At 69.7% G+C, this 22,895-nt stretch carries 19 protein-coding genes; 11 read left to right on the top strand and 8 right to left on the bottom strand.

Annotation, left to right across the window (positions count from 1 at the left end; all coding sequences use genetic code 11):
* Positions 1–21: 21 nt before the first annotated feature.
* Positions 22–1,401, top strand: a complete 1,380-nt coding sequence (locus ABTX24_RS19845; RefSeq protein ID WP_350842006.1) for a hypothetical protein — start codon at positions 22–24, stop codon at positions 1,399–1,401.
* A gap of 42 nt (positions 1,402–1,443) precedes the next feature.
* On the opposite strand, the gene ABTX24_RS19840 is transcribed toward ABTX24_RS19845, so the two are convergent.
* Positions 1,444–1,635, bottom strand: a complete 192-nt coding sequence (locus ABTX24_RS19840; RefSeq protein ID WP_160026710.1) for a DUF3073 domain-containing protein — start codon at positions 1,633–1,635, stop codon at positions 1,444–1,446.
* A gap of 288 nt (positions 1,636–1,923) precedes the next feature.
* Between ABTX24_RS19840 and ABTX24_RS19835 the strand changes: the two genes are divergently transcribed.
* Entirely contained in the window at positions 1,924–4,056 is a 2,133-nt protein-coding gene (locus ABTX24_RS19835; protein ID WP_350842004.1) for a PhoX family protein, read from the top strand.
* A gap of 57 nt (positions 4,057–4,113) precedes the next feature.
* On the opposite strand, the gene purM is transcribed toward ABTX24_RS19835, so the two are convergent.
* Together purM and purF are read right to left on the bottom strand one after the other, a co-directional pair.
* A complete protein-coding gene (gene purM, locus ABTX24_RS19830) occupies positions 4,114–5,187 on the bottom strand; it encodes a phosphoribosylformylglycinamidine cyclo-ligase (protein WP_350842002.1) in 1,074 nt (357 codons plus the stop codon).
* 14 nt (positions 5,188–5,201) lie between these two features.
* Positions 5,202–6,719 carry an amidophosphoribosyltransferase gene (gene purF, locus ABTX24_RS19825; RefSeq protein WP_350715763.1) on the bottom strand — a complete coding sequence of 506 codons (1,518 nt, stop codon included), beginning with the start codon at positions 6,717–6,719 and terminating at the stop codon, positions 5,202–5,204.
* Positions 6,720–6,898: 179 nt separating this feature from the next.
* Here purF and ABTX24_RS19820 point away from each other — a divergent pair, with 179 nt between their 5' ends.
* From ABTX24_RS19820 to ABTX24_RS19810, 3 genes are all read left to right on the top strand, one after another.
* Entirely contained in the window at positions 6,899–8,788 is a 1,890-nt protein-coding gene (locus tag ABTX24_RS19820; RefSeq protein ID WP_350842000.1) for a sensor histidine kinase, read from the top strand.
* Positions 8,789–8,836: 48 nt separating this feature from the next.
* A complete protein-coding gene (locus ABTX24_RS19815; protein ID WP_160026706.1) occupies positions 8,837–10,678 on the top strand; it encodes a sensor histidine kinase in 1,842 nt (613 codons plus the stop codon).
* Positions 10,679–10,851: 173 nt separating this feature from the next.
* Complete coding sequence (locus tag ABTX24_RS19810; protein WP_350841998.1) at positions 10,852–12,621, top strand: sensor histidine kinase; 1,770 nt, start codon at positions 10,852–10,854, stop codon at positions 12,619–12,621.
* Here the strand turns inward: ABTX24_RS19810 and ABTX24_RS19805 are convergent.
* Together ABTX24_RS19805 and ABTX24_RS19800 are read right to left on the bottom strand one after the other, a co-directional pair.
* Complete coding sequence (locus tag ABTX24_RS19805; protein WP_350841997.1) at positions 12,618–13,982, bottom strand: dipeptidase; 1,365 nt, start codon at positions 13,980–13,982, stop codon at positions 12,618–12,620. The two genes, ABTX24_RS19810 and ABTX24_RS19805, sit on opposite strands and share 4 nt — an antisense overlap.
* Before the next feature lie 9 nt (positions 13,983–13,991).
* The gene (locus ABTX24_RS19800; protein WP_350841995.1) at positions 13,992–14,348 is read right to left on the bottom strand and encodes a sterol carrier family protein; all 357 of its coding nucleotides are present in this window, start codon (positions 14,346–14,348) and stop codon (positions 13,992–13,994) included.
* Positions 14,349–14,411: 63 nt separating this feature from the next.
* Between ABTX24_RS19800 and ABTX24_RS19795 the strand changes: the two genes are divergently transcribed.
* From ABTX24_RS19795 to ABTX24_RS19785, 3 genes are read left to right on the top strand one after another with little or no spacing between them, the layout of a single operon-like run.
* A complete protein-coding gene (locus tag ABTX24_RS19795) occupies positions 14,412–15,140 on the top strand; it encodes a hypothetical protein (RefSeq protein ID WP_350715774.1) in 729 nt (242 codons plus the stop codon).
* Between the two features lie 10 nt (positions 15,141–15,150).
* Positions 15,151–15,927: a serine hydrolase gene (locus ABTX24_RS19790; RefSeq protein ID WP_350841993.1), complete on the top strand. Its 777-nt coding sequence runs from the start codon at positions 15,151–15,153 to the stop codon at positions 15,925–15,927.
* An 8-nt stretch (positions 15,928–15,935) separates the two neighbouring features.
* Entirely contained in the window at positions 15,936–16,496 is a 561-nt protein-coding gene (locus ABTX24_RS19785) for a GNAT family N-acetyltransferase (protein ID WP_350841991.1), read from the top strand.
* On the opposite strand, the gene ABTX24_RS19780 is transcribed toward ABTX24_RS19785, so the two are convergent.
* Entirely contained in the window at positions 16,476–17,432 is a 957-nt protein-coding gene (locus tag ABTX24_RS19780; protein WP_350841989.1) for a helix-turn-helix transcriptional regulator, read from the bottom strand. The genes ABTX24_RS19785 and ABTX24_RS19780 overlap by 21 nt on opposite strands.
* Before the next feature lie 208 nt (positions 17,433–17,640).
* Here ABTX24_RS19780 and ABTX24_RS19775 point away from each other — a divergent pair, with 208 nt between their 5' ends.
* From ABTX24_RS19775 to ABTX24_RS19765, 3 genes are read left to right on the top strand one after another with little or no spacing between them, the layout of a single operon-like run.
* On the top strand, positions 17,641–18,654 hold the full coding sequence (locus ABTX24_RS19775; RefSeq protein WP_350841987.1) for an ATP-binding cassette domain-containing protein: 1,014 nt from the start codon (positions 17,641–17,643) through the stop codon (positions 18,652–18,654).
* On the top strand, positions 18,651–19,457 hold the full coding sequence (locus tag ABTX24_RS19770; RefSeq protein ID WP_350841985.1) for an ABC transporter permease: 807 nt from the start codon (positions 18,651–18,653) through the stop codon (positions 19,455–19,457). The genes ABTX24_RS19775 and ABTX24_RS19770 overlap by 4 nt, the downstream gene beginning before the upstream one ends.
* Positions 19,458–19,511: 54 nt before the next feature.
* Positions 19,512–21,014, top strand: a complete 1,503-nt coding sequence (locus ABTX24_RS19765) for a DHA2 family efflux MFS transporter permease subunit (RefSeq protein ID WP_350841983.1) — start codon at positions 19,512–19,514, stop codon at positions 21,012–21,014.
* 3 nt (positions 21,015–21,017) lie between these two features.
* Here ABTX24_RS19765 and ABTX24_RS19760 read toward each other — a convergent pair whose 3' ends face one another.
* Together ABTX24_RS19760 and ABTX24_RS19755 are read right to left on the bottom strand one after the other, a co-directional pair.
* Positions 21,018–22,103, bottom strand: coding sequence for a CAP domain-containing protein (locus ABTX24_RS19760; RefSeq protein WP_350841981.1), 1,086 nt, complete (start codon positions 22,101–22,103; stop codon positions 21,018–21,020).
* Between the two features lie 20 nt (positions 22,104–22,123).
* On the bottom strand, positions 22,124–22,855 hold the full coding sequence (locus tag ABTX24_RS19755; RefSeq protein WP_350841979.1) for a TetR/AcrR family transcriptional regulator: 732 nt from the start codon (positions 22,853–22,855) through the stop codon (positions 22,124–22,126).
* Positions 22,856–22,895 lie beyond the last annotated feature (40 nt).

The following is a 22,895-nucleotide window of genomic DNA, read 5'->3' as shown; positions in this document are numbered from 1 at the left end:
CGATCCGGAAGACTGGAGCCGATGTTCCCCGAATTCAAGATCGTACGTCGCCAGCGCCCCGTCACGATCGCAGTCGAGTCGAGCAGCTTCTCCCGGCCCGCGGCCAACGCCGCGATCGAGGCGGCCTGTGACGGCCCGGTCTCGCTGAGCTTCACCTCGGGTGGGGATGTGCTCACCGGGCTCTACGACGGGCGGCGGGTGCGGCTCGAGGTGACGACCGGGTCGCGGCGTACCTCTCACGCGAGCCGGCGCCACGGCAGGGTCGGCCGCGGTGTGACGCGGTTCGCGCTGACCCTGACCGGGACGATGCTGACCGCGCTGACCTGTCAGGAGACGACCGGAGCGAGGTCGAGCGGCGAGCTTGCTCGTCCGCTCGCGCCGAGCGAGGGAGTAAGCGCGCGAAGCGCGAACGGCGCGTGGGTGGCCCGAGCGCGCGTCGATCTCACCGAGGTCGGGATCGAGCCGCGAGAGGAGTCGTGGCTCGCCGGCCTCGCCGCCGGCCACGAGGGCTCCGCCGCGGACGTACGTAGTGGCGCCTTCGGACAGCTCGGCCTGCGCGACATCCGGGTGGTGACGTACGCCGACGGCTCGCCGTTCCGCGAGGACGACGGCACCATGCTGCTCACCGCCACCAGCGCAGGGCCCGGTTTCTTCCCCACGGCGCACACATCGGTGTGGGCGCTGGACCCGGTGACGTACGACCTCGTCCATCGCGGCGCGCTCTACTTCCGCCGGGACGGACTCGTCTACGGCGACCATGCCACCCACCTCGTGCGCGACGGCGACGAGTGGCTGGTCACGACGAGCACCTGGGGAGGATTCAAGGCGCCCGACAAGACCGACCCCAGCAAGCCGTGGAGCCCGGTCGGGGTCACGATCGCCCGCTCACGCGCGGACCTGACCCGAGGCGAGCACGTCCTCGACTCGACCCCGCTCGCGCTCCCGACAGACGGGCTCAGGTCGGTCGGCGTCTGGGATCCCCACGTCCTACGCCGCGACGACGAGTGGCTGGTCGGCTACGTGAGCGCCAGGAAGTACTTCGACTTCCATACCGTGCTCGCCAGCGGACCTCGCCTGGACGCGCTCAGCCTCCGGGCAGCACGAACCGACCGGACGGCCACCGAGGGCACCACGCTTGTCCCGCTGGGCGGCACAGTCGTCGTCGGCGCAAGCGACGGACGCGACAACCCGCGTCACGTCCGTGCTCGCTACCCGATCTTCGACCTGGACCTCAACGAGGTCGCAGAGCTCCGATCGGCGTACGTCACGAACCTTCCGTGGCCCACTCTGATCCCGGTGGGGAACGAGTGGTTGCACGTCGCCTTCGACGGCACGCCTCACGGCGGCCGGCTACCCGGCTACGGCACTCACGGGGAGGTTGTGATCAGCCGATCAGTCTGAGGGGATGTCGACCACGACGTCGCCGCCGTTGGCCGACAAACCCTAGTCGCGCGAGGATCCCGCGTCGTAGTCCGACCAGTCGTCGTAGTCGTCCGGCTTCGGATCGGACTTCTGACTGGTGTCTTCATCACCGTGAAGTTCGCGCGCAAGGGCCCCGAAGTCCGTCTCATAGGTCCGGTACTTCAGGTCGCGTGCGACCTTCGTCTGCTTGGCTTTCGCTCGGCCGCGCCCCATAGGGTCCAGCCCCCTCGTCGCACTTGGCCGGGATAGTCCCGGGCTGTTCACAGGTTTCTCGTAGGGATAACGCTACCGGTTCATGCCAAGAATCCGCACGCCGGGGTGTCGAAAATCCGTTCGCTAGGAGCGAATGTTACTGAGGTCACACGAATCTGAGCCTGACGACTCGTCATTCGCCGTTCACCCGAGCGACAGATTGAGGGGTCGGACGGTTGTCCCACCGCGCATAGCCTCCCTTCCGATTCTTGGGAGACCTGACAACAACGCGTCTTGAACGGAAATGCAGTGACCGAACTGAGCGACATCCAGACCGACACCGCCTGTCCCTCGTGCAGCGACGAGGCTGCGCCCGCCGTCACCGACGGCCGGCGCTCCATGTTGTCCCTGCTTCCCATGGCCGGACACACCCGCGGCAAGCGCAGCGCGGTGACCTGCGCCCTCAAGTGCGACAGCGCTTGCGCCAAGCCCGCGCCCAACACTTCCGACAACGGCTACTTCCGTGACATCGCCGGCAAGGCGCTCAGCCGCCGCCACGCGCTGGGTCTGGCCGGTGCGGGCGCGGTCGCGCTCGCGGTCGGCAGCAGCGGTCTGGCGGCCGCCGCCAGCCCCGTCCAGGCGGGTCTCGCCGCCGGGCGCGGCCACGGTGGGCGTACGAACCTGCCGTTCAAGGCGATCACCCCCGTCGCGGCCACCGAGGACACCTTCGTGGTGCCCCAGGGCTACACCTGGGAGCCGATCATCCGCTGGGGCGACCCGATCCTGCCCGGCGGCGTTCCCTTCGACGTCACCAGCCAGACCGCCGAGAAGCAGGCGCTCGCCTGGGGCTACAACAACGACTACACCGACGTCATCGTGACCAACAAGGCCGGCACCAAGGGCCTGCTGTGCTGCAACCACGAGTACGTCAACCCCGACATCATGTTCCCGCCGGACCTCGACGCCACCGAGCAGCTCAAGATCGCGATGGCCGCCCACGGCTTCGGGATCGTCGAGCTCGAGCGCTCCGCGCCTGGCAAGAAGTGGAACTACGTGCCGTCGGCTCCGAAGAACCGTCGCATCACGGCCTCGACCCCGTTCGAGTTCACCGGTCCCGCGGCCGGCAGCGACCTGCTCAAGACCGCGGCCGATCCGACCGGAACCGTCGCTCTGGGCACGATCGGCAACTGCGCCGGCGGCACCACGCCCTGGGGCACGATCCTGTCGGGCGAGGAGAACTTCAACGGCTACTTCCGCGCGACCGGCACCTCGGCGGCGGAGAAGCGCTACGGCCTGACCGATGCTGCCTCGACGTACGGCTGGGAGGCCATCGAGCCGCGCTTCGACGCGCGCTCGGCCGACTACGCCAACGAGCCGAACCGGTTCGGCTACATCGTCGAGATCGACCCGACCGACCCGACCTCGACCCCGCGCAAGCACACCATGCTCGGCCGCCTCAAGCACGAGGGCGCGAACGTGGTCATCGCCGACAACGGTCACGTGGTGGCCTACACCGGCGACGACGAGCGGTTCGACTACCTCTACAAGTTCGTCTCCAAGGGCCGCTACGACAAGCACAACCGTCGCAAGAACCTCGAGCTCCTCACCGAGGGCAGCCTCTACGTCGCCCGCTTCCACGGCGACTCCCCCGCCACCGAGATCGACGGCACCGGCAAGCTGCCCAGCGACGGCAAGTTCGACGGCTACGGCCAGTGGATCCCGCTCGTGGTCAACGGCCGCAGCAAGGTCTCCGGGATGAGCGTCGAGGAGGTCCTCGTCCACACGCGCCTGGCCGCCGACAAGGCCGGCGCCACCAAGATGGACCGCTGCGAGGACGTCGAGCCCTCGCCGAAGTCCGGCAAGGTGTACGTCGCCTGCACCAACAACTCGCAGCGCGGCACCACCGGCAAGGCCGGTGTGGACGAGGCCAACCCGCGCAACACCAACCGCGACGGCCACGTCATCGAGATCACCGAAGACGACGGCGACCACACCTCGCGCGTCTTCCGGTGGAACCTCATGATCGTCGCCGGCGACCCGTCGACCAACGCGTCCACCTACTTCGCGGGCTACCCGAAGGACAAGGTCTCGCCGATCTCCTGCCCGGACAACCTGGCCTTCGACTCCGAGGGCAACCTCTGGATCTCCACCGACGGCCAGCCGAGCTCGATCCAGAAGAACGACGGTCTGTTCAAGGTTCCGCTGGAGGGTCGCGAGCGCGGCCACGTCCAGCAGTTCCTCGCGGTGCCTCGCGACGCCGAGACCTGCGGCCCGGTCATCCACGACCGCGACGGTTCGGTCTTCGTCGCCGTCCAGCACCCGGGCGAGGAAGGCACCTGGGACGCGCCCAACTCCCGCTTCCCCGACTACGTCGAGGGCACCGCGGGTGAGGGCGAGTTCGCCGGCCCGCGGCCGTCTGTCGTGCAGGTGCTGAAGGCCTGAGAACATCGAAAGGGCGCCGGAGCGATCGCTCCGGCGCCTTTCGGCTGTTCGGGTCGCTCAGGCAGTCCAGCCCGCGTACGCCCCGGTGAGCTCGACCTTGCCCCCGGGCGTGGCGGTGACCTCGCCTGCGGCCCAGGCGCGGATGTCGTAGCCGGCGAGGATGCGTACGGCCTCGTCGACGTCCTCGGGGTCGATCAGCGCGACCATGCCGACGCCGCAGTTGAGGGTCATCTCCAGGTCCTCCAGCGCCACGGAACCGGTGCGGCGGACGAGGCCGAAGACGGGCGCCGGGGTCCAGGTGGTGCGGTCGATGCGCGCGGAGAGCTCCGGCGGCATGACCCGCTCCAGGTTGGCGGCGAGGCCGCCCCCGGTGACGTGGGACATGGCGTGGGTACGCGTCCCGCGGGCCAGGTCCAGACAGGCCTTGGCGTAGACGCGGGTCGGCGTGAGGAGCTCCTCGCCGAGCGTACGGCCGAACTCGGCGATCTGCGCGTCGAGCGTGTAGGCGCCGGAGTTGAGCAGCACGTGGCGCACCAGGGAGTAGCCGTTGGAATGCAGGCCGGAGGCCTCCATGGCGAGGACGACGTCGCCTTCCTTGACCAGGTTCGCACCGAGCAGGTTGTCGGCCTCGACGACGCCGGTGGCCGCGCCGGCCACGTCGTACTCGTCGGCCGCGAGCAGCCCCGGGTGCTCGGCGGTCTCGCCGCCGACCAGCGCGCAGCCGGCCTCGACACAGGCCTCCGCGATGCCCTTGACGATCGCCGCGACCCGCTCCGGGACGACCTTCCCGGTGGCGATGTAGTCGGTCATGAACAGCGGCTCGGCGCCGCAGACGACGAGGTCGTCGACGACCATGCCGACCAGGTCGAACCCGATCGTGTCGTGCTTGTCCAGCGCCTGCGCGATCGCGACCTTGGTGCCGACACCGTCGGTGGAGGTGGCCAGCAGCGGGCGCTCGTACGCCTTCAGGGCACTCGCGTCGAAGAGGCCGGCGAAGCCACCGACCCCGCCGAGCACCTCGGGGCGCCGGGACTTCTCGATCCAGACCTTCATCAGATCCACGGCGCGGTCGCCGGCGTGGATGTCGACACCTGCTGCGGCGTACGCGTTGGTCGGCTCGGTCTGGCTCACTGGTGGATCTCCGATCACGGGTTGTTCAGGACCGGAAGGGCCTTGCCCTCGGTCGGGGACTGCAGCGAGACCTCGAGGAGGTGCTTGCCGAGCATGCTCTCGTCGGGCAGCTCTACGGGGTATTCGCCGGTGAAGCAGGCCGTGCAGAGCGCGGTGCGCTCCTGGCGGGTCGCCGAGATCATCCCGTCGAGGGAGATGTATCCGAGCGAGTCCGCACCGACCGAGGCGGCGATCTCGTCGACGGAGAGACCGTTGGCGATCAGCTCGGCGCGGGTGGCGAAGTCGATGCCGTAGAAGCACGGCCACTTGACGGGCGGCGACGAGATCCGCACGTGGACCTCCAGGGCGCCTGCCTCACGCAACATCCGCACCTGGGCACGCTGGGTGTTGCCGCGCACGATCGAGTCGTCGACCACGACGACCCTCTTGCCGCGCACCATGTGCTCGAGCACGTTCAGCTTGAGCCGGATGCCGAGCTGGCGCAGGGTCTGGGAAGGCTGGATGAACGTACGCCCCACGTAGCCGTTCTTCACGAAAGCCTGGCCGAAGGGCAGGCCACTCTCCAGCGCGTAGCCGGTCGCGGCGGGGATGCCGGACTCGGGCACCGGGATGACCAGGTCGGCGTCGACGGGGAACTCACGAGCCAGCTCGCGGCCCATCTCGACCCGGGACTCGTGGACGTTGCGGCCGGCGATGTTGGCGTCGGGGCGGGCCAGGTAGACGTACTCGAAGACGCAGCCCTTGCGGTCGGCCTCGGCGAACCGCACCGAGCGCAGACCGGACTCGTCGATGATGATCATCTCGCCGGGCTCGACCTCACGGACCACGCTCGCGCCGACGGTGGCCAGCGCGGCGTCCTCGGAGGCGATCACCCAGCCGCGGTCGAGGCGGCCGAGGACCAGCGGGCGGATCCCCTGCGGGTCACGCGCGGCGAACAGGGTGTCCTCGTTCATCCACACCAGCGAGAAGGCGCCGTTGATCGTCGGCAGCACCTCCAGCGCGCGCGCCTCCAGCGAGGAGTCGGGGTGGAAGGCGAGCAGCTCGGTGAGCAGGGAGGTGTCGTTGGTCGAGACCGGGGCGTGGCGGCCCTCGGAGTGCTCGGGCAGCGCCTCGACGGCCGAGCGCATCTCGGCGACGTTGATCAGGTTGCCGTTGTGGCCGAGGGCGACGGAGCCGTCCGGCGTCGGCTTGAAGATCGGCTGCGCGTTCTCCCACACCGAGGCTCCGGTGGTGGAGTAGCGGGCGTGGCCGATGGCGACGTGGCCCTTGAGCGACTCCAGGGTCGGCTCGTCGAAGACCTGGCTGACCAGGCCCATGTCCTTGTAGACCAGGATCTGGCGTCCGTTGCTGACCGCGATACCCGCCGACTCCTGGCCACGGTGCTGCAGCGCGTACAGGCCGAAGTACGTCAGTTTCGCGACGTCCTCGCCCGGCGCCCACACACCGAAGACTCCGCAGTGGTCCTGGGGACCCTGGTCGTGGGGGTCGAGGGCGGCGGTGAGCCGGCCGTCGCCACCCTTGCGTCGGGACACGTGCCTACCTGAGCTGGTGAGGTTGACCACGGCATCGAGTGTAAGGGCGCATGCTGGCGATCACCGAACCCTTGACAGTCCTGTAAGGGTGGTCACATGAACGTCTCGGAATCATGAATGTAAAGAACGATCCACGTCTGCCCTACCGCCCGGGACCGACATCCCGGATAATCGATCCGATGACTTCTCCAGCGCCCAAGCCCGCCGGCGGTCACCGTCTGACGGTGCCACCGGGATTCGCCCCACCACCGTTGGGCGGGAAACGCGCCAGAAGCGACCTCACCACGACGATGACGACCATCACGACCGATCTGGCCGAGATCGGTGGTCTGCTCACCCCCGGTGAGGATCTCTCCGACCTCCAGCTGATCGCCGACAGCCTGACCGCGCTCGCGGGCTTCGAGATGGCCACGATCAGCGTCGCGCGCGCCGACGGCAACCTCCACATGGTGGTCGTCTCGGGCCAGGACTCCGCCCGAGCCGACCTGCTCGGCACCGTGACCCCGATCGAGCGGCTCGAGGCCGAGCTCGCCCGGGCCGACGACTGGGGCATCTTCAAGTTCGTGCCGGCGGAGCGGCTGGACCCGACCGCCGATGTGTACGGCTGGATCCCGACGATGACGACGGTCGACGCCGCCGGCGCCTGGAACCCGCTCGACCTGCTGGTCGCGCCGCTGCGCGACGACGCCGGCAAGCTGCGCGGCACCCTGATCGTCGACGTACCGACCGACGGCCTCCGCCCCAACCCGGAGAAGCGCGCCGTCCTCGGCCGCCACGCGGTGCAGGCGCAGCGCGCCATCCTGCTCGCCCTGGAACGTGAGGAGCTCTCCGAGCAGGTACGCCTCGCCGAGGCCGCCCGCGACGTGATCCGCCGCGCCGGGCGCGAGCTGGACCCCGACGAGATCCTCAACTCGCTGAGCACCGGGCTGGTCGACGTACTCGACCTGACCGACTTCTGGCTGCACATGTCCAAGCCGGGCGGTCGCGGTATCCGCACGAAGGTCTACCGGGAGGACTTCAAGCTCCCGATCGAGGACCTGACCAGCCCGTTCATGGTCGACTACGGGCAATACCTCTGGGACCAGCGCAGCATCACCGTGCAGACCCCCGACGGCGCCGAGCGGCTCCCCCACCCCGACCCGGAGACGCAGCAGCTGATCACCGAGTGGATCCGCCACTACAAGGTCGGCTCGATCGTCGGGGTCCCGATCGGCTCGGGCCAGACGTGGTACGGCGCGATGCTCCTCGGCCGCGGTCCCGACAAGCCCCACTGGAGCGAGCTCGAGCTGATCACGGCGGCCGACCTCGGCCGGGACTTCGGTCGTGTGGTCCACAACTCCAGGGCCTACCTGCGCCAGAAGGCGGCGGTCGACTCGCTGCGTGAGCTCGAAGCCCACAAGAGCCGGCTGATCGCGACGGTCGCCCACGAGCTGAAGAACCCGCTCTCCGCGTTCCGGTGGAACATCGAGTCGCTGCCCTACGCGGAGTCCGAGGAGGAGTACGCCGAGGTGCTGACCGCACTGACGCGCAACCGCGACCGCACCGAGAAGATCGTGGCCGACCTGGCGATGCTGTCGAAGGTCTCCGACCCCGACCACCTGCCGACCACGGTGCCGATCCAGGTCGCGGCCGTGCTCGAGGAGGTCTACAGCCAGCTCAGCGCCGAGATGCCCACCAGCGACGCCCACGAACTCGTCTTCGAGATGCCGTCCGACGACGTCTACGTGACCCTGGCTCCGGGCGATCTGGACCGGGTGGTGATCAACCTGGTCACGAACGCGATCAAGTACAGCCCCGACGGCGGTCAGGTCATCGTGAGCACGCGCACCAGCCCCGGCTGGTTCGAGCTCCGGGTGACCGACCACGGCCTCGGGATCTCGCCGGAGGACCAGGACCGGCTCTTCACCGAGTTCTTCCGCTCGACCAACCCCACAGCCCTCAAACAGCCAGGCACCGGACTCGGTCTGACGATCGTGTCTCGAATCGTCAGCCGACGCGGCGGACTGATATCCGTCGACTCGACCCCTGGCGTGGGAAGCACATTCCGTGTGACGCTGCCCATTGTTTAACCTTACGCACCGGTAACGGGTTGCATTTCCCATCTCGGCGGAGAGCTCATGACCAGTACGCCCTCAGAGGGTCCGGACGCGCCAAGCGGCGCCTCCGGGGCGTACCCGAGCCCGGATCCCGGTCTGCAGCTGATCGCCGAGGGGGTCACCGAGCTCGTCGGCTTCGGCGCCGCTGTGATCAACATCCGCCGCGGGGACGAGTTCGAGATCGTCGCGGCGTACGGGGACGAGACCGGCCACACCGTCGAGGGCGAGATGACCGTCGCCGAGATGCTCGGCACCCGGTTCCCGGTATCGGTGGTCACCGACCTGCTGGAGATGTCCGTGGACTGGGGCGACATCAAGTTCGTCCCCCACGAGAAGAACACCATCGGCGAGGCGGAGGGCTACTGGGTCCCCGACACCGACGAGGACATCCTGAAGGACCCGCAGGACTGGCACCGGCTCGACGAGCTCCTGGCACCCTTCTACGACGAGAACGGCGAGCTCGTCGGCGTACTCTCGATCGACCGCCCGACCAACGGCCGCAGGCCCGGCCGGCGCCAGCAGCGGATCCTCAACCGGTTCGCCCGCCAGGCGCGGCGCGCGGTGCTGCTCAGCCTGCAGCGTGAATACCTCGAGGAGCGCGCCAACAACCTGCTCGAGGCCCAGAGCTTCCTCCGCGAGGCCAACTCCCAGCTCGGTCTCACCGGGGTGCTCGAGGCGACCCAGGAGGCGATGAGCCGCGGTCTCGACGCCGACGGTCTCTACGTGCAGGCCCAGGACGGCGAGGGCGGGTCCGTGGCGTACGCCTCGCCCGGACTGGGGTGGACCGCCACCGAGAGCAACATCGCGGCCGGTCAGGCCTACCAGAGCACTCGGCTGTGGAATCGGGGTGAGCACGCCATCGTCAACCGCGAGCTGCTCCTCCACACGCTGCATCACGGTGATGCCGAGCAGCGGAAGTTCGCCAGGATCGGCATCGAGTTCCTCGATGCCGTCGGGGCCGACTCGCTCCTGGTCGTGCCGATCGGCGTGGAGACCACCGCGCTGGGTCATCTGGTGCTGGTGCGTGGCTCGGGCCGGCCGCGCTGGACCGACGCCGAGGGGCGCCTCGCGATGGAGTTCGGCCGCGACTTCGGGCGCATCGTGCTCACCTCGAACGCCTACACCCAGGAGCGTGATCTCGCCCAGCGGCTGGCCACCGCCGACAAGGTGCACAGCCGGCTCATCGAGGCCGTCGCGCAGGAGCTGCACAACCCGCTGACCGCCCTCACCACCGGCATCGACGCGATGCGTCACGAGGACCGCGGATCCCCGACCTGGTTCCAGCAGGTCGGCAACCTGATCAGCCGGTCCGACCAGCTGGTCGCGATGGTCGACGACCTGCTGCTGTTCTCCCGCTTCTCCGACCCCTCCTCGCGCCCGGCGCTCGCCCACGTCGACCTGACGTCCCTCCTGCAGGAGATCTTCGAGCAGAGGACGTACGAGTCGGAGAAGCGTGGCATCGAGATGAGCATCGACGTGCCCTCGCGCAGCGTCTACGTGATGGGCGACCGCAGCGAGATCAAGGCGGCGATCCTCCGGCTCGTCGACAACGCGCTGGTCTACACCCACCGCGGCGGTCACGTGCGGCTCTACATCGTGGAGAGCGCCAGCGAGGCGGCCATCTCGGTGACCGACAACGGGGTCGGCATCCCCGCGGCGGAGCAGATCCAGGTCTTCACCGAGTTCTACCGCGGGTCGAGCCAGGCGATCGGCGGCCGGAAGGGCGTCGGCCTCGGGCTCAGCATCGTCGACCGGGTCGCGCGCCGCCACGACGGCCGCGTCACGCTGCGCTCGGAGCCCGGCACCGGCACCCGCGTCTCCCTGGTCCTTCCGTTGGCCAACGACGCCACCTCGCCTGGTTAACCAAACGTCACAATCTGGTCGAGACGGACGTCTACGGCTGCACAGCGCGCGCGTTTCGTGCAACACTCCGTGGTGCCCAGGTCCTCAGGACTGCCACGCAGTTGCAACACCCGCCCTGACCGACCTACCCGAGAGCAAGGATGCCCCCACCACAGTCAGTCGATGCCCTCGACGTGCCTGCGAGCACGCCGAGCAGGACGTCGCTGCCGGTGGCGGATCCCGCGCTCCAGATGATCTCCGAGGGCATCTGCGAGCTGCTCGGCTTCGGCATCTCCGCGATCAACGTCGTCCGCGGCGATGAGCTCGAGGTGGTCGCGGTCCACGGCTTCACCAGCGGCCTGAACGCACACGGACGACGGCAGACGGCCGAGGAGATCCTCGGGACCCGGTGGGCCCTCTCCGACCTGCGTGACAACCTCTCCCGCGGCGAGAACTGGGGCTCCTGGCGGTTCATCCCCCAAGAGCGGGTGAACCTTCACGAGGGCAGCTGGGTCTCCACCACCAACATGATCGACGCTCCCGACGCGTGGCATCCCCACGACATGCTGATCGCGCCGATCCTCGGTGACGACGGCTCCATCCAGGGCTGCCTCTCGGTGGACATGCCGGTCAGCGGGCGTCGGCCCGACTTCACCCAGCGCCGGGTGCTCAACCGGTTCGCGAAGCGCGCCCAGCGGGTCGTACGGGGCTACCTCGAGCGCGAGCGGCTCTACGAGCGCGCAGCGAACCTCGAGACCGCCAAGGAGTTCCTGCGCGACGCCAGCTCCAAGCTCAGCCTCGCCGACGTGCTCGACGCCAGCCACGACGCGCTGATCCGCGGTCTGGGCGCCGACGGGATCTGGATGGCGACCAAGGGCCCCCACAACGAGATGGTCGTGCACGCCACCCCTGGCCTCAACTGGGATCCCGACCCAGGCCTGGCCGCGCTCACCTCGCGGAACACCTCCCGCTACTGGGCAGATGGCACGTACTCGATCCTGTGCCGCGAGCGGATCACGGACTCCTCGGAGTGGAACGAGCAGGCCACCGTCGTCAACAAGTTCTTCGAGACCCTGGGCGCGGGGAGCGCCTTGGTCGTCCCGGTCGGCGCCGACCACGAGTGGCTCGGCCACATCGTCCTGCTCCGTTCGCCCGGGCGGCCCACCTGGACCGACGCGGAGGGCCGGCTGGCGATGGAGCTGGGCCGCGACTTCGGACGCATCGTGCTCACCGCCAACGCCTACACGCAGGAGCGCGACCTCGCCCAGCAGCTCGCCCATGCCGACCGCGAACGCAACCGGCTGATCGAGGCCGTCGCTCGCGAGCTCCGGATCCCGGTGAACGCGCTCGGCACCTCGCTCAACGCGCTGGCCGGCGAGCAGGTCAACACGCTGCCGTGGATCGTCCAGGTGGAGACGCTGACCGTACGCAGCGCCCAGATCGAGGGCATCGTCAGCGACCTGCTGCTCCTCTCCCGGATCCGCGACCCAGCCAACGCCCCCGGCCAGACCACGATCGAGGTCTCCGAGATGCTCGACGACGTGCTCGACGAGCTCGATCCCGACGCCGCTCACAAGGACATCGAGTGCGTCCTGACGACGCCGACCGGGCCTGCGTACGTCGTCGGTGACCCGCGCGAGCTGCGCGCGGCCTTCCTGCACCTGGTGAAGAACGCGCTGACCTACAGCCACCGCGGCTCGCGGGTGCAGGTGATGCTCTACAGCGCCGGCAGCGAGGTCACGATCATCGTCGCCGACGCAGGTGTCGGCATCGCGTACGAGGAGCAGCCGGAGGTCTTCGACCCGTTCTACCGAGGCTCCAACTCCGCGCTGGGTGGTTCGCGCGGAGCTGGGCTCGGGCTGACGCTGGTCGAGCAGATCACCAGGCGCCACCACGGGTTGGTCGAGCTCGACTCACACCCTGGCGAGGGCACCCGGGTGGCGCTGACGCTGCCTGGAAGCTAGGAGCTGCCCAGCTTCTGGAGCAGCAGCGCCTCCGCGACGACGACCCTTCGGAACTCGGCGAGGTGGAGCCCCTCGTTGGCGCCGTGGGCGCGGGTGTCGGGGTCCTCGACGCCGGTGACCAGCACGCTGGCGTGCGGGAACGCCTCGAGGAACTCCGCGATGAACGGGATCGAGCCGCCGACGCCCATGTCGATCGGGGCGGTGCCGTCCCAGGCCTCGGTGAAAGCGGCACGGGCCGCGTCGTAGGCCGGGCCGGTCGCGTCCAGGGCGATCGGCTCACCGGTGTCGACGACCTTGGTGGTCAGCTCGGCGCCCCACGGGACGTGCTTCTCCAGGTGCTGGGTGAGGGCGGCGACGGCGTTCTCACCGGTGTCGCCCGGAGCGATCCGGATGGTGACCTTGGCGCGCGCGCTCGGGGACAGCGTGTTGGAGGCGCCGTCGACCTTGGGCGCGTCCAGACCGGTGATCGTGATCGCCGGCTGCGTCCACATCCGCTCGACCGCGCTGCCCTTGCCGACCCACTGCAGGCCGGCGATCGCCCCGGACTCGGCGCGGAGCCGCTCCTCGGGGTAGTCGACGTCGGCCGCCGGGCCGGAGACGAGCCCCTCGACCGCGGGAGCGCCGTCCTCGTCCCAGAGGCTGTTGAGGAGGCGTACGAGAGCCATGATCGCGTCGGGAGCCAGACCGCCCCACATGCCGGAGTGGACCGCGTGACCCAGGGTGCGGAGCTCGACGTCGACGCGGATCAGACCGCGCAGCGAGGTGGTCAGTGCCGGGACGCCGATGTCCCAGTTGCCCGAGTCGGCGATGACGATGACGTCGGCCCTCAGCTTGTCCTGGTACTTCCCGAGCAGCTCGGGGAGCGTCGCAGAGGCGACCTCCTCCTCGCCCTCGATGAAGAGGCGCACGGTGACGGGGAGCTCACCGTTCTCGTCGAGGCTGGCAAGAGCCCGGACGGCGCCGATGTGGGCCGCGATGCCGGCCTTGTCGTCGGCCGCACCGCGCCCGTAGAGCCGGTCGCCGACCTCGGTGGGCTCGAACGGCGGGGTGTCCCAGTCGGCGTGGTCGTTCTCCGGCTGGACGTCGTGGTGGGCGTAGAGCAGCACCGTCGGGGCACCCTCGGGGCCCTTCTTCTCCCCGACGATGGCCGGCGGGGCGCCGTCGAAGGCGCGCACGATCTCCACGTCGAAGCCCTCGGCCGCGAAGAGGTCGCGGGTCTTCTCCGCGCTCTTCTCGACCTCGCTCAGGCGCTCGGGGTCCGCGCTGACCGACTCGATCCGCACCAGGTCCTCGAGGTCCTTGCGGATCCCGGGGAAGAGGTCGTCTACACGGGCCTTGATGTCTTCGGTGGAGTGGCTCATAGGGTGAGATTACAAGGGCAGATACGGCGACAGGTCAGTGCGTTCTCCTGAGGCACGAACGAGTGCCTGATCGACGGCATCGGACCAGGTGATCGCGCCGGTGGCGAGGGCGATCCAGGTGACCGCGTCGGTCTCGATCACCGCCGGCGGAGTGCCGCGGGTGTGCCGGACCCCTTCGACGCACTGCACCGCGGCGTACGGAGGGACGCGCACCTCGACGCTCCTGCCCGGCGCACGCTCCTCGAGCACGGCGAGGAAGTGCTTGGTGAGGAGGCGGAGATCTGACTTGGCGGGCTCCTCGGCGCGTACGCGATCCAGGGCGTCGGCCACGTCGGCGGCGGCCGCGGGCTTGAGTCGAGCTGGCACGTTCTCACCCTATCTGCGGCAGTTGCCCACCGTGGCGGCGCGCGACCACTACGCTCCGGTGACGTGGGACTGGAGAGACTCGAGTCGGAGATGGTGCTGAAGACCGTCGAGACGCTGCACGGACGGATCGCGGCACGCTTCCCCGACCGGGGTCTGGTGAAGGTCGCCGAGGAGCTGGCCGGCCTGATCAGGGAGTCCTCCGGCGCCGGGGACCGGCTCCGGCAACGGCTGGTGTGGACGCGCGCGGCCTCCCGTGTGCTGATCGTGGCCGTCCTCGCACTGACGCTGGCCGCCATCATCTGGGGCCTGGCGACGGCGTTCGGCGACGAGACGCTCACCGGCGTTCAGTGGCTGCCGCTGATGGAAAGCACCGTCAACGACCTGATCTTCGCCGCGGTCGCGATCTTCTTCCTCTACACGATCCCGGAGCGGCTGCTGCGGTCACGGGCGCTGAAGCTGTTGCACCGGCTGCGTTCGCTGGCCCACATCATCGACATGCACCAGCTCACCAAGGACCCCGAGCGGCTGCGTACCGGGTTCACGCCGACCTCGGCCAGCGTCCGGTTCACCCTCGACGCCGACCAGCTGATCCACTACCTGGAGTACTGCTCCGAGCTGCTCAGCCTCGTCGGCAAGACGGCCGCGCTGTGCGCCGAGGACTCCCAGGACAACGTCGTCCTGGACACGGTCAGCACCGTCGAGGGCCTCACTGTCGATCTCTCGCGCAAGATCTGGCAGAAGATCCAGGTCGTCGGCGAGCTGCGCGAGGAGCAGTCATCCCCGGCTGTTTAGGCTCCGTTGCATGAGTTCACGGACGGAATGGTCGATCCTCGCGGTCGACACCGGCTCCGGTGAGACCCTGGTCGAGTCCGCTCCGGACCTGCTGCTGCCGACCGCCAGCGTCGCCAAGATCTTCCTGCTGCACCACCTCGCCGAACTGCTCGACGAGGACCGGTCGCTGGGAGAGCTGATGCTGCGCAAGGACAGCGTCGCGCCGGTCGCCGACAGCGGCCTGTGGCAACACCTCGACGTTCCCGCGCTGACCATGAACGACTGCGCCCGGCTGGTCGGCGCGGTCTCGGACAACCTGGCCACCAACGTGCTCCTCGACCACGTCGGCCTGGCTCCCGTCCAGGCCGTCGCCCGGCGGCTGGCCGCGGGCGGGTCGATGCTGCACGACTCGGTCCGGGACGTACGCAGGCCCGAGGACCCGCCGATGCTCTCCGTCGGCTGCGCCGCCGACTGGGTCGCCTACTTCCGTACGCCACACCCGACCGTCATGTCCTGGCTGGCGCCGTCCGCGGACCTGTCGATGGTCTCCGCCGCCTTCGGCCTGGACCCGCTGGCCCACACCGATCCGGAGCAGAACCTGCGGGTGTGGAGCAAGACCGGCACCGACGACGGTGTCCGCGCCGAGGTCGGGCTGCTCGACGTCGGTGGCCGACAGGCGGCGTACGCGGTCATCTGCCGTTTCCAGGGGGAGGTCGTCCCGGTGCTGGCTCAGATGCGGGCGTACGGCACGCTGATCCTGGATGCGTTGCAGGGCGGCTACGCTCCAGGTCCCGGTCCGGCACGGTAGGAGATCAGTTGTTCAGCATCGACCTCGGGAACGGCGCGGAGATGGTCCTGCGTGACCGATCGACCGACTTCGCCGTCCACCGGCTCATCAACGCCAACCTCGACCACCTCCGGGAGTGGGAGCCGTGGGCGCACGCGGACCAGAGCATGATCAGCGTGTCGTCCTTCGGCACCTACCTGCTGACCCAGTGGGTCAAGGGCGAGGCGATCCCGTGCGTCATCCGCCAGGACGGCCAGGTCGCCGGGGCCACGACCGCGCGGATCAACCTCTACGAGAAGTCGGCCACGATCGGCTACTGGCTGGGCGAGGCGTACGAGGGCCGCGGGCTGATCACCCGGGCCGTCTCGGCGCTGCTGGACACCCTCTTCAACGAGTACGACATCGCCCGGGCGATCATCGACACCTCGGTGATGAACAAGCGCAGCCGTGCGGTCGCCGAGCGACTCGGCTTCACCCACGAGGGCACCATGCGCGGCGCGCAGGCCTATCCGGGCGAGCGCCGGGACCTGGTGGTCTACGGGCTCCTGCGCGAGGAGTGGCTGACCCGCTCAGGACGTGACGGCGCCTGAGCGGACGAACCGCTCCCCCACCTGCTTGACCAACTCGGCCAGCTCGCCCGGCTGCTCGACGGTGAAGTCCGCGTCGACGCCGGCGAGGATCATCATCGGCCAGCTCAGATCGTCGACCTGCATCCGCAGTCGGCAGCCTCCTTCGGCGGGCTCGACCTCGCCCCAGCGCCCCACCCGCCGCGCGACCACGTCGGCCTCGACGCCCAAGAGGACGCAGACGTCGAAGGCCGCCGGGCGGGAGCGGATCCCCGCCTGCACGTACGCCGCCGCGTCCCCGCCCGGGATCTCGCGAGGGCGGAACATCTGGCCGGTGGTCATCGGGTCGCTGACCCGGTCGACGCGGAAGGAGCGCCAGTCCTGGCGTACCCGGTCGTAGGCGAGGAGATACCAGCGGTTGCCGAGCGTCACCAGCCGGTGCGGCTCGACGCGGCGCCGGGTCGGCTCGGCCTCGGGCGCCTGATAGGTGAAGGTGAGCGCCTCGTCGTCGCGGCAGGCCTGCGCCAGGATGCCGAGCACGCCGGCGTCCAGCGGCACCCGGCCGCCCCAGGGGATGGAGTCGGTCTGCGAGGTGACCGCATCCATCCGCCGCCGCAGCCGCGGCGGCATCAGCGCGACTACCTTCCCCAGCGCCTGGGCGGAGACATCCCCCATCCCCGCTACCATGCCGGCGGCCGCGGTGCGCAGCCCGACGGCGATCGCGACCGCCTCCTCGTCGTCGAGGAGCAACGGCGGCAGCGCGTTGCCGGCCCGGAGCTGGTAGCCGCCGGCCACCCCTCGGGTGGCGTCCACGTCATACCCGAGATCGCGCAGTCGCTCGATGTCGCGCCGCAGCGTACGGTCGCTGACCTCGAGGCGTACGGACAGCTCCGTGCCTGGCCAGAAACGGTGGGTCTGCAGCAGCGAGAGGAGCTGCAGCATGCGGGCGCTCGTACTCATGAGACCGACCCTAGGCGCCATTGCGGTCAGTTCGTGGCCTGATTCCTCAGCAACCTTAGCCTGCGCGTCGGTCGGCTCGCCCCCTCCTCGAGCCGACCGACTCCGCACTACCTCTCTCTTACCCATTCGCCGAACTTCTAAACCGGAACTCGGAAGAAATTTTCGAAAGCGGACAGAAGATGACCGGATGAGGTCAGAGGCTGAAGACATGACGAACCACAGCAACCAGCGGCCGGTGATCCGCACTCAGGCGCTGACCAGGCACTTCACCCGAAGCAAGAAGACCGTCGAGGCCGTACGCGGGCTCGATCTCGAGATCCACCAAGGTGAGCTCGTCGCCTTCCTCGGTCCCAACGGAGCCGGCAAGTCGACCACCTTGCGGATGCTGACCACTCTCATCCCGCCCACCTCCGGCACCGCCGAGGTCGCCGGCCACGACGTCGTCCGCTCGCGCGGCGCCGTCCGGCGCTCGATCGGCTACGTCGGCCAGGGCAACGCCGCCGCGTTCATCCAGCGCGGCCGCGACGAGCTGATGTCGCAGGCTCGCGCCCACGGCATCCCGCGCGCCGCCGCGAAGGCGCGCATCGAGGAGCTGCTCGTGGCCTTCGACCTCCAGGAGTACGCCGACCGCGCGGTCCAGACGCTCAGCGGCGGCCAGCGGCGGCGGCTCGACATCGCGATCGGGCTGCTCAACCACCCCGAGGTGCTGTTCCTGGACGAGCCGTCGACCGGCCTCGACCCGCAGAACCGCGCCAACCTGCAGGAGCAGATCCGCCGGCTCCACGAGGACGGCACCACGATCGTGCTCACCACCCACTACCTCGAGGAGGCCGACGCGCTCGCCGGACGGGTGATCGTCATCGACCACGGCCTCGTGATCGCCGACGACACCGCCACCCGGCTCAAGGAGAGGCTCGGCGACCTGGTGCTCCTCGGCTTCGGCACCGAGGCGGATGCCACCACCGCCGCAGCCCGCGCCGAGTCGGCGCTGTCCGGTCCGACCGTCATCGAGCGCACCGGGACGCAGGTCTCGATCCGCACTCCGCGCGGCGCCGACAGTGCGCCGGCCCTGGCGATCGACCTGGCCGCCCACGGCACCCCCGCGATCCGGATGGAGGTCCACGCCCCCACCCTCGACGACGTCTTCCTCGACCTGACCGGCCGCAGCCTGCGCGAGTCGGCCGAGTCCGCCACCACCCAGACCGAAGGAGCAGCAGCATGACCACCCTCACCGTCCCGACCGCACAGGTCCGGACCTCCACCCGAGTACCGAGCCGACCGACCGGCTTCCTCACCGACACCTGGACCGTGCTGCTCCGCGAGCTCACGCCCAAGCTGCGCCAGCCCGCCTCCATGCTCTTCGCGATGGTGCAGCCGCTGGTCTTCCTGGGTCTCTTCGCGCCACTCCTGCCCGACGTCGAGAACGGCAGCGCACTGCAGTGGTTCGTGCCGGGCATCGTCGTCATGACCGCGCTGATGGGCGCCTCGATGACCGGCGCCGACCTGACCGCGGAGATCCGCTCCGGCTCCCACGAACGACTCCTGGTCTCGCCCCTCTCCCGGCCGTCCCTGCTGGTCGGACGGGCCCTGAAGGAGGTCGTGCCGGTGCTGTTCCAGACGGTGGTCATCCTCGCCGTGGTGACCCCGTTCAGCTTCGACCTCCACCTCGGCGGGGTCCTGGTCGGAGCCGTCATCGTCTCGCTCTTCGCGATCGGGCTGGGCGCGCTCAGCTTCGCCCTGGCCACCGCCGCCAAGGAGCAGGACTGGATCTTCTGGACGGTGCAGCAGATGCTGATCTTCCCGCTGCTGCTCCTCTCCGGCGTCCTCCTCCCGCTCGACGGGGCTCCCGGCTGGCTGCGGTTCCTCAGCGACATCAACCCGATGACGTACGTCGTGGAGGCGGAGCGGGCGCTCTTCGCCGGTCAGTTCCCGGCCGATGTCGTCATCGGCGGCTTCGTCGCGGCCGCTGCCGTCGCGGTGGGCGGGGTGCTCGTCGGCGTACGGACCATGGAGCGGTCGAGCTGACGTCGGGCCGAAACCCCTTGACCTCAAGTTCACTTTAGCTTCCAGACTGGACGCATGACACCCCGACTCCGCACGGCCCCGAGCCCGACAACGATCGTGCTCACCGTCATCGCCGGCACGGTGATGATCCCGATCGACATCACGATCGTCGCGGTCGCGATCGCCCGTCTCTCCCAGGAGACGGGCGCATCGCTGCCGGTGATCCAATGGGTCGCCACCGGCTACACGCTCGCCCTGGCAACGGTCATCCCGGCCGCGGCCTGGGCGATCAGCCGGTTCGGCGCCCGCCAGGTCTTCCTGACCGCGATCGGCGTCTTCACGATCGGATCCGGCCTGGTCGCGGCGTCATGGAACGTCGAGTCGCTGATCGCGTTCCGGGTGCTGCAGGGGCTCGGCGGCGGATTCGTGATGCCGGCCGCGATGACCCTGACGCTGCGCTCGGCACCGCCGGAGGAGCGCGGCCGGCTGATGGCCCTGATGGGCCTGCCGGTGCTGGTCGGTCCCGTCTTCGGACCGGTGCTCGGCGGCTGGCTGCTCGACACGATGTCGTGGCGGTGGATGTTCCTGATCAACCTGCCGCTGGGCCTGATCGGCCTCGTCCTCGGGATGCGCAACCTGCCGCGCCTGGAGCGCGGTCCGAGCGCCCGCCTGGACGTACGCGGCCTGCTCCTGCTTCCTCCCGCGATGGCTCTCCTCGTGCTGGGCACCTCGTTCGCCGAGGGGACCCTGTTCGAGGCGCAGGTGCTGGTCCCGATCGGGGCCGGGATCGTCCTGGTGGCGCTCTTCGTCCGGCACGCGCTGCGCACCGCCGCTCCTCTGCTCGACATCCGGCTCCTCGGCCGGCGCCTGACCGGCGGCAGCGCCGCGCTGCTGGTCTGCTTCGCCGGTGGCTACTTCGGCTCGATGATCTTGGTGCCGCTCTACTGGCAGGTCGTACGCGGCGAGTCCGCGACCACCGCGGGACTGCTGATGGCTCCTGCCGGCATCGCGGCCGGGATCATGATCCAGGTCTCCGGCCGGCTCATCGACCGCTTCCCGCCGCTGCCGGTGATCGGCTCGGGCATCGTGATCTCCACCCTGGGCTTCGGCGCCCTGGCGCTCCAGCTGAGCGCGGACGCGCCGATGCTGGCCCTGGCCGCGACCCACGCCATCGCGACCGCGGGCGCCGGGTTCGTGATGCTGCCGACCATGACCATCGCCACCCGCTACCTCGAGGACAGCGCCATCCCGGCCGGCTCCACGATGATCAACGTGCTGAACCAGGTGGCCACCGCGCTGTGCACCGCCGGCGTCTCGGTGCTCCTGGCCGGCGCCCTCTCATCCCGCCTTCCCGGACTCGGCAGCGATGGCATCGGAGCACTCAGCTCCCTCGCTCCCGCCGAGCGAGCAGCCGTCGCGCCGCTGGCTGCCGAGGCCCTGCAGGTCGCGTTCTGGCTGCCGGTCACGATGATGGCGATCTCGGGCGTGGTCGCGTTCCTCGTCTTCCGGCGTACGCCGTCGGCCCGGAGCGTCTCGACCGACAGCCCGCGGCCCGTCGCCGCGGCGGTCGCCGACTAGGCCCTACCAGGGGCGGCGGTCGCCAGGATACTGCGTCGGGCCGCCCGGGTTGGGGCGACCAGGGTTGGGGCGACCAGGGTTGGGGAGACCAGGGTTCGGGTAACCCGGGTTGGGGCGGCCCGGGTTGGCGTGACCGGGACCGGGTCCGGCGGGGTGGACCTGGCCCCGATAGACCGGGCCGCCACCGGGGTACGGCCCGACGGGCCGGGCGTGCCGAGGGCCCTGCGGGCCAGGCCGGGGCGGTTCGCGGCGCCGGCGCCGGGCCAGGAGCAGGGCGGTGAGCAGACCCAGACCCGACAGCGCGAGCAAGCCGACGGCGATCTCGACAAAGCCGATCCCGAACAGCCCGCTCGAGCCAGGAGCAGGACCGTCCGAGACGTCGGTGAACGTGACCGGGCCCGCCGTCTCCGAGTCGCCCACGGGCGCGGCCGAGGAAGAATCCGACTCAGACGGTGACGCCGAGGGCGACGTCGAAGGCGACGCGGAGACGGACGCGGAGGGCGTACGCGACGGGGTCGGGGAAGCCGTCGCCGACTTCTTGGGCTTCGCGGTCTGCCGAGGAGTCGGGGCCTTGGTCTCCGCTGGGGTCGTCGGCGCCGGGGCGGTGGTGGCCTTCGGTTTCTCGGTCGGCCGCACGCCCGCCGGATACTTCGCGAAGACCTGGACGCCCCAGGTGGTGCCGTCGACCTCCACGAAGGCGATCCCGATGTGGGTGTAGTCGCCCAGGATGTTGGCCCGGTGCCCGTCGGAGTTCATCCAGCCCCGGTGCATCGCTGCGCCGGTCCGGTAGCCCGAGGCGACGTTCTCCCCGATCCCCTGCCACCCCTCCGGCACCTGCTCGGCGAGGTCGGGGTTGTGCGAGAGCGCCCCGTCGGCGCCGATCTTGTAGGCCCACTTCCGCGCCAGAGCGTCGAGTGCGGAGTCGCGTGTCAGCGGGTCCAGGCCCGCTTCGGAACGAGCCGAGTTCGCCAGCCGCTTGATCGTCCCACCCTCCCCCGCGGACGCCGGACCGGCGCTGACGAGCAGCGCGGCAGCAGCCAACAGCAGAGCGAGGACATAGGACACGGGGCGATGCAGGTGGGGGAACATCCCCGCCAGGGTATCTACCTTTACTTGGGAGTGCTGCGCCCCATGTGACGCTCGATGTGGGCCGCGATCCCCGCCATCAGCAGGCGCTGCCCGAAGGCCGACGGGTCGTCGGAGTCGGACTCCTCGCCCGGCCCAGCGGGCCGCCAGGTGGCCATCGACTCCATCAGGTTCGGGAAACGCTCCGGATCCGCGTACGTCACGAGCATCTCCTCGAACCTCGCATAGGGGTTCTCCGGGAACCGGGCGGCCTCGATCTCGATCCTCGCCTCACCCAAGGCGTACTGCGAGATGATGCCCAGAATCGCCATCTTCTCCTCGGGAGGCAGCGTCACCTCTCGGAGGTAGTAGAACCCGAGATCGATCCAGGCGAGGCGGTTCGGCCCCGGAAGCGTGCCGACGAGAGGCAGATCGAGGAACCACGGCCGACTCAGAGACAGGTCGACCTGCGCGCGCATCCAGGCTGCCAGACCATCGCGCCAGCCCAGGTCGCGCGACGGCGCCGGCAGCTCCGCACAGAGACGGTCGGCGAGCAGGATGAGCAACTCGTCCTTGTTCTTCACGTGCCGATACAGCGCCATCGGGGAGCAGCCCAGCGCCTCGGCGACCCGCGCCATCGAGACAGCGGCGAGGCCCTGCTCATCAGCGATGACGTAGGCGGCCTCGACGATCTGGGCAACGCTCAGCGCCGGCTTGGGGCCGCGTCGGCCGGGCGGGGACTTGCCCCACAGACGAGGGATCAGGTCGGAACTCATCCCCTCCATCATGCCCTGCTCCCTCCAGAAACGGGTTGAC

The organism is Nocardioides sp. NPDC127514, assembly GCF_040302125.1.
Classification (GTDB): Bacteria; Actinomycetota; Actinomycetes; order Propionibacteriales; family Nocardioidaceae; genus Nocardioides.
Note: the sequence above shows the minus strand (reverse complement) of the source record. Positions and strands in the feature narration are given on the sequence as shown.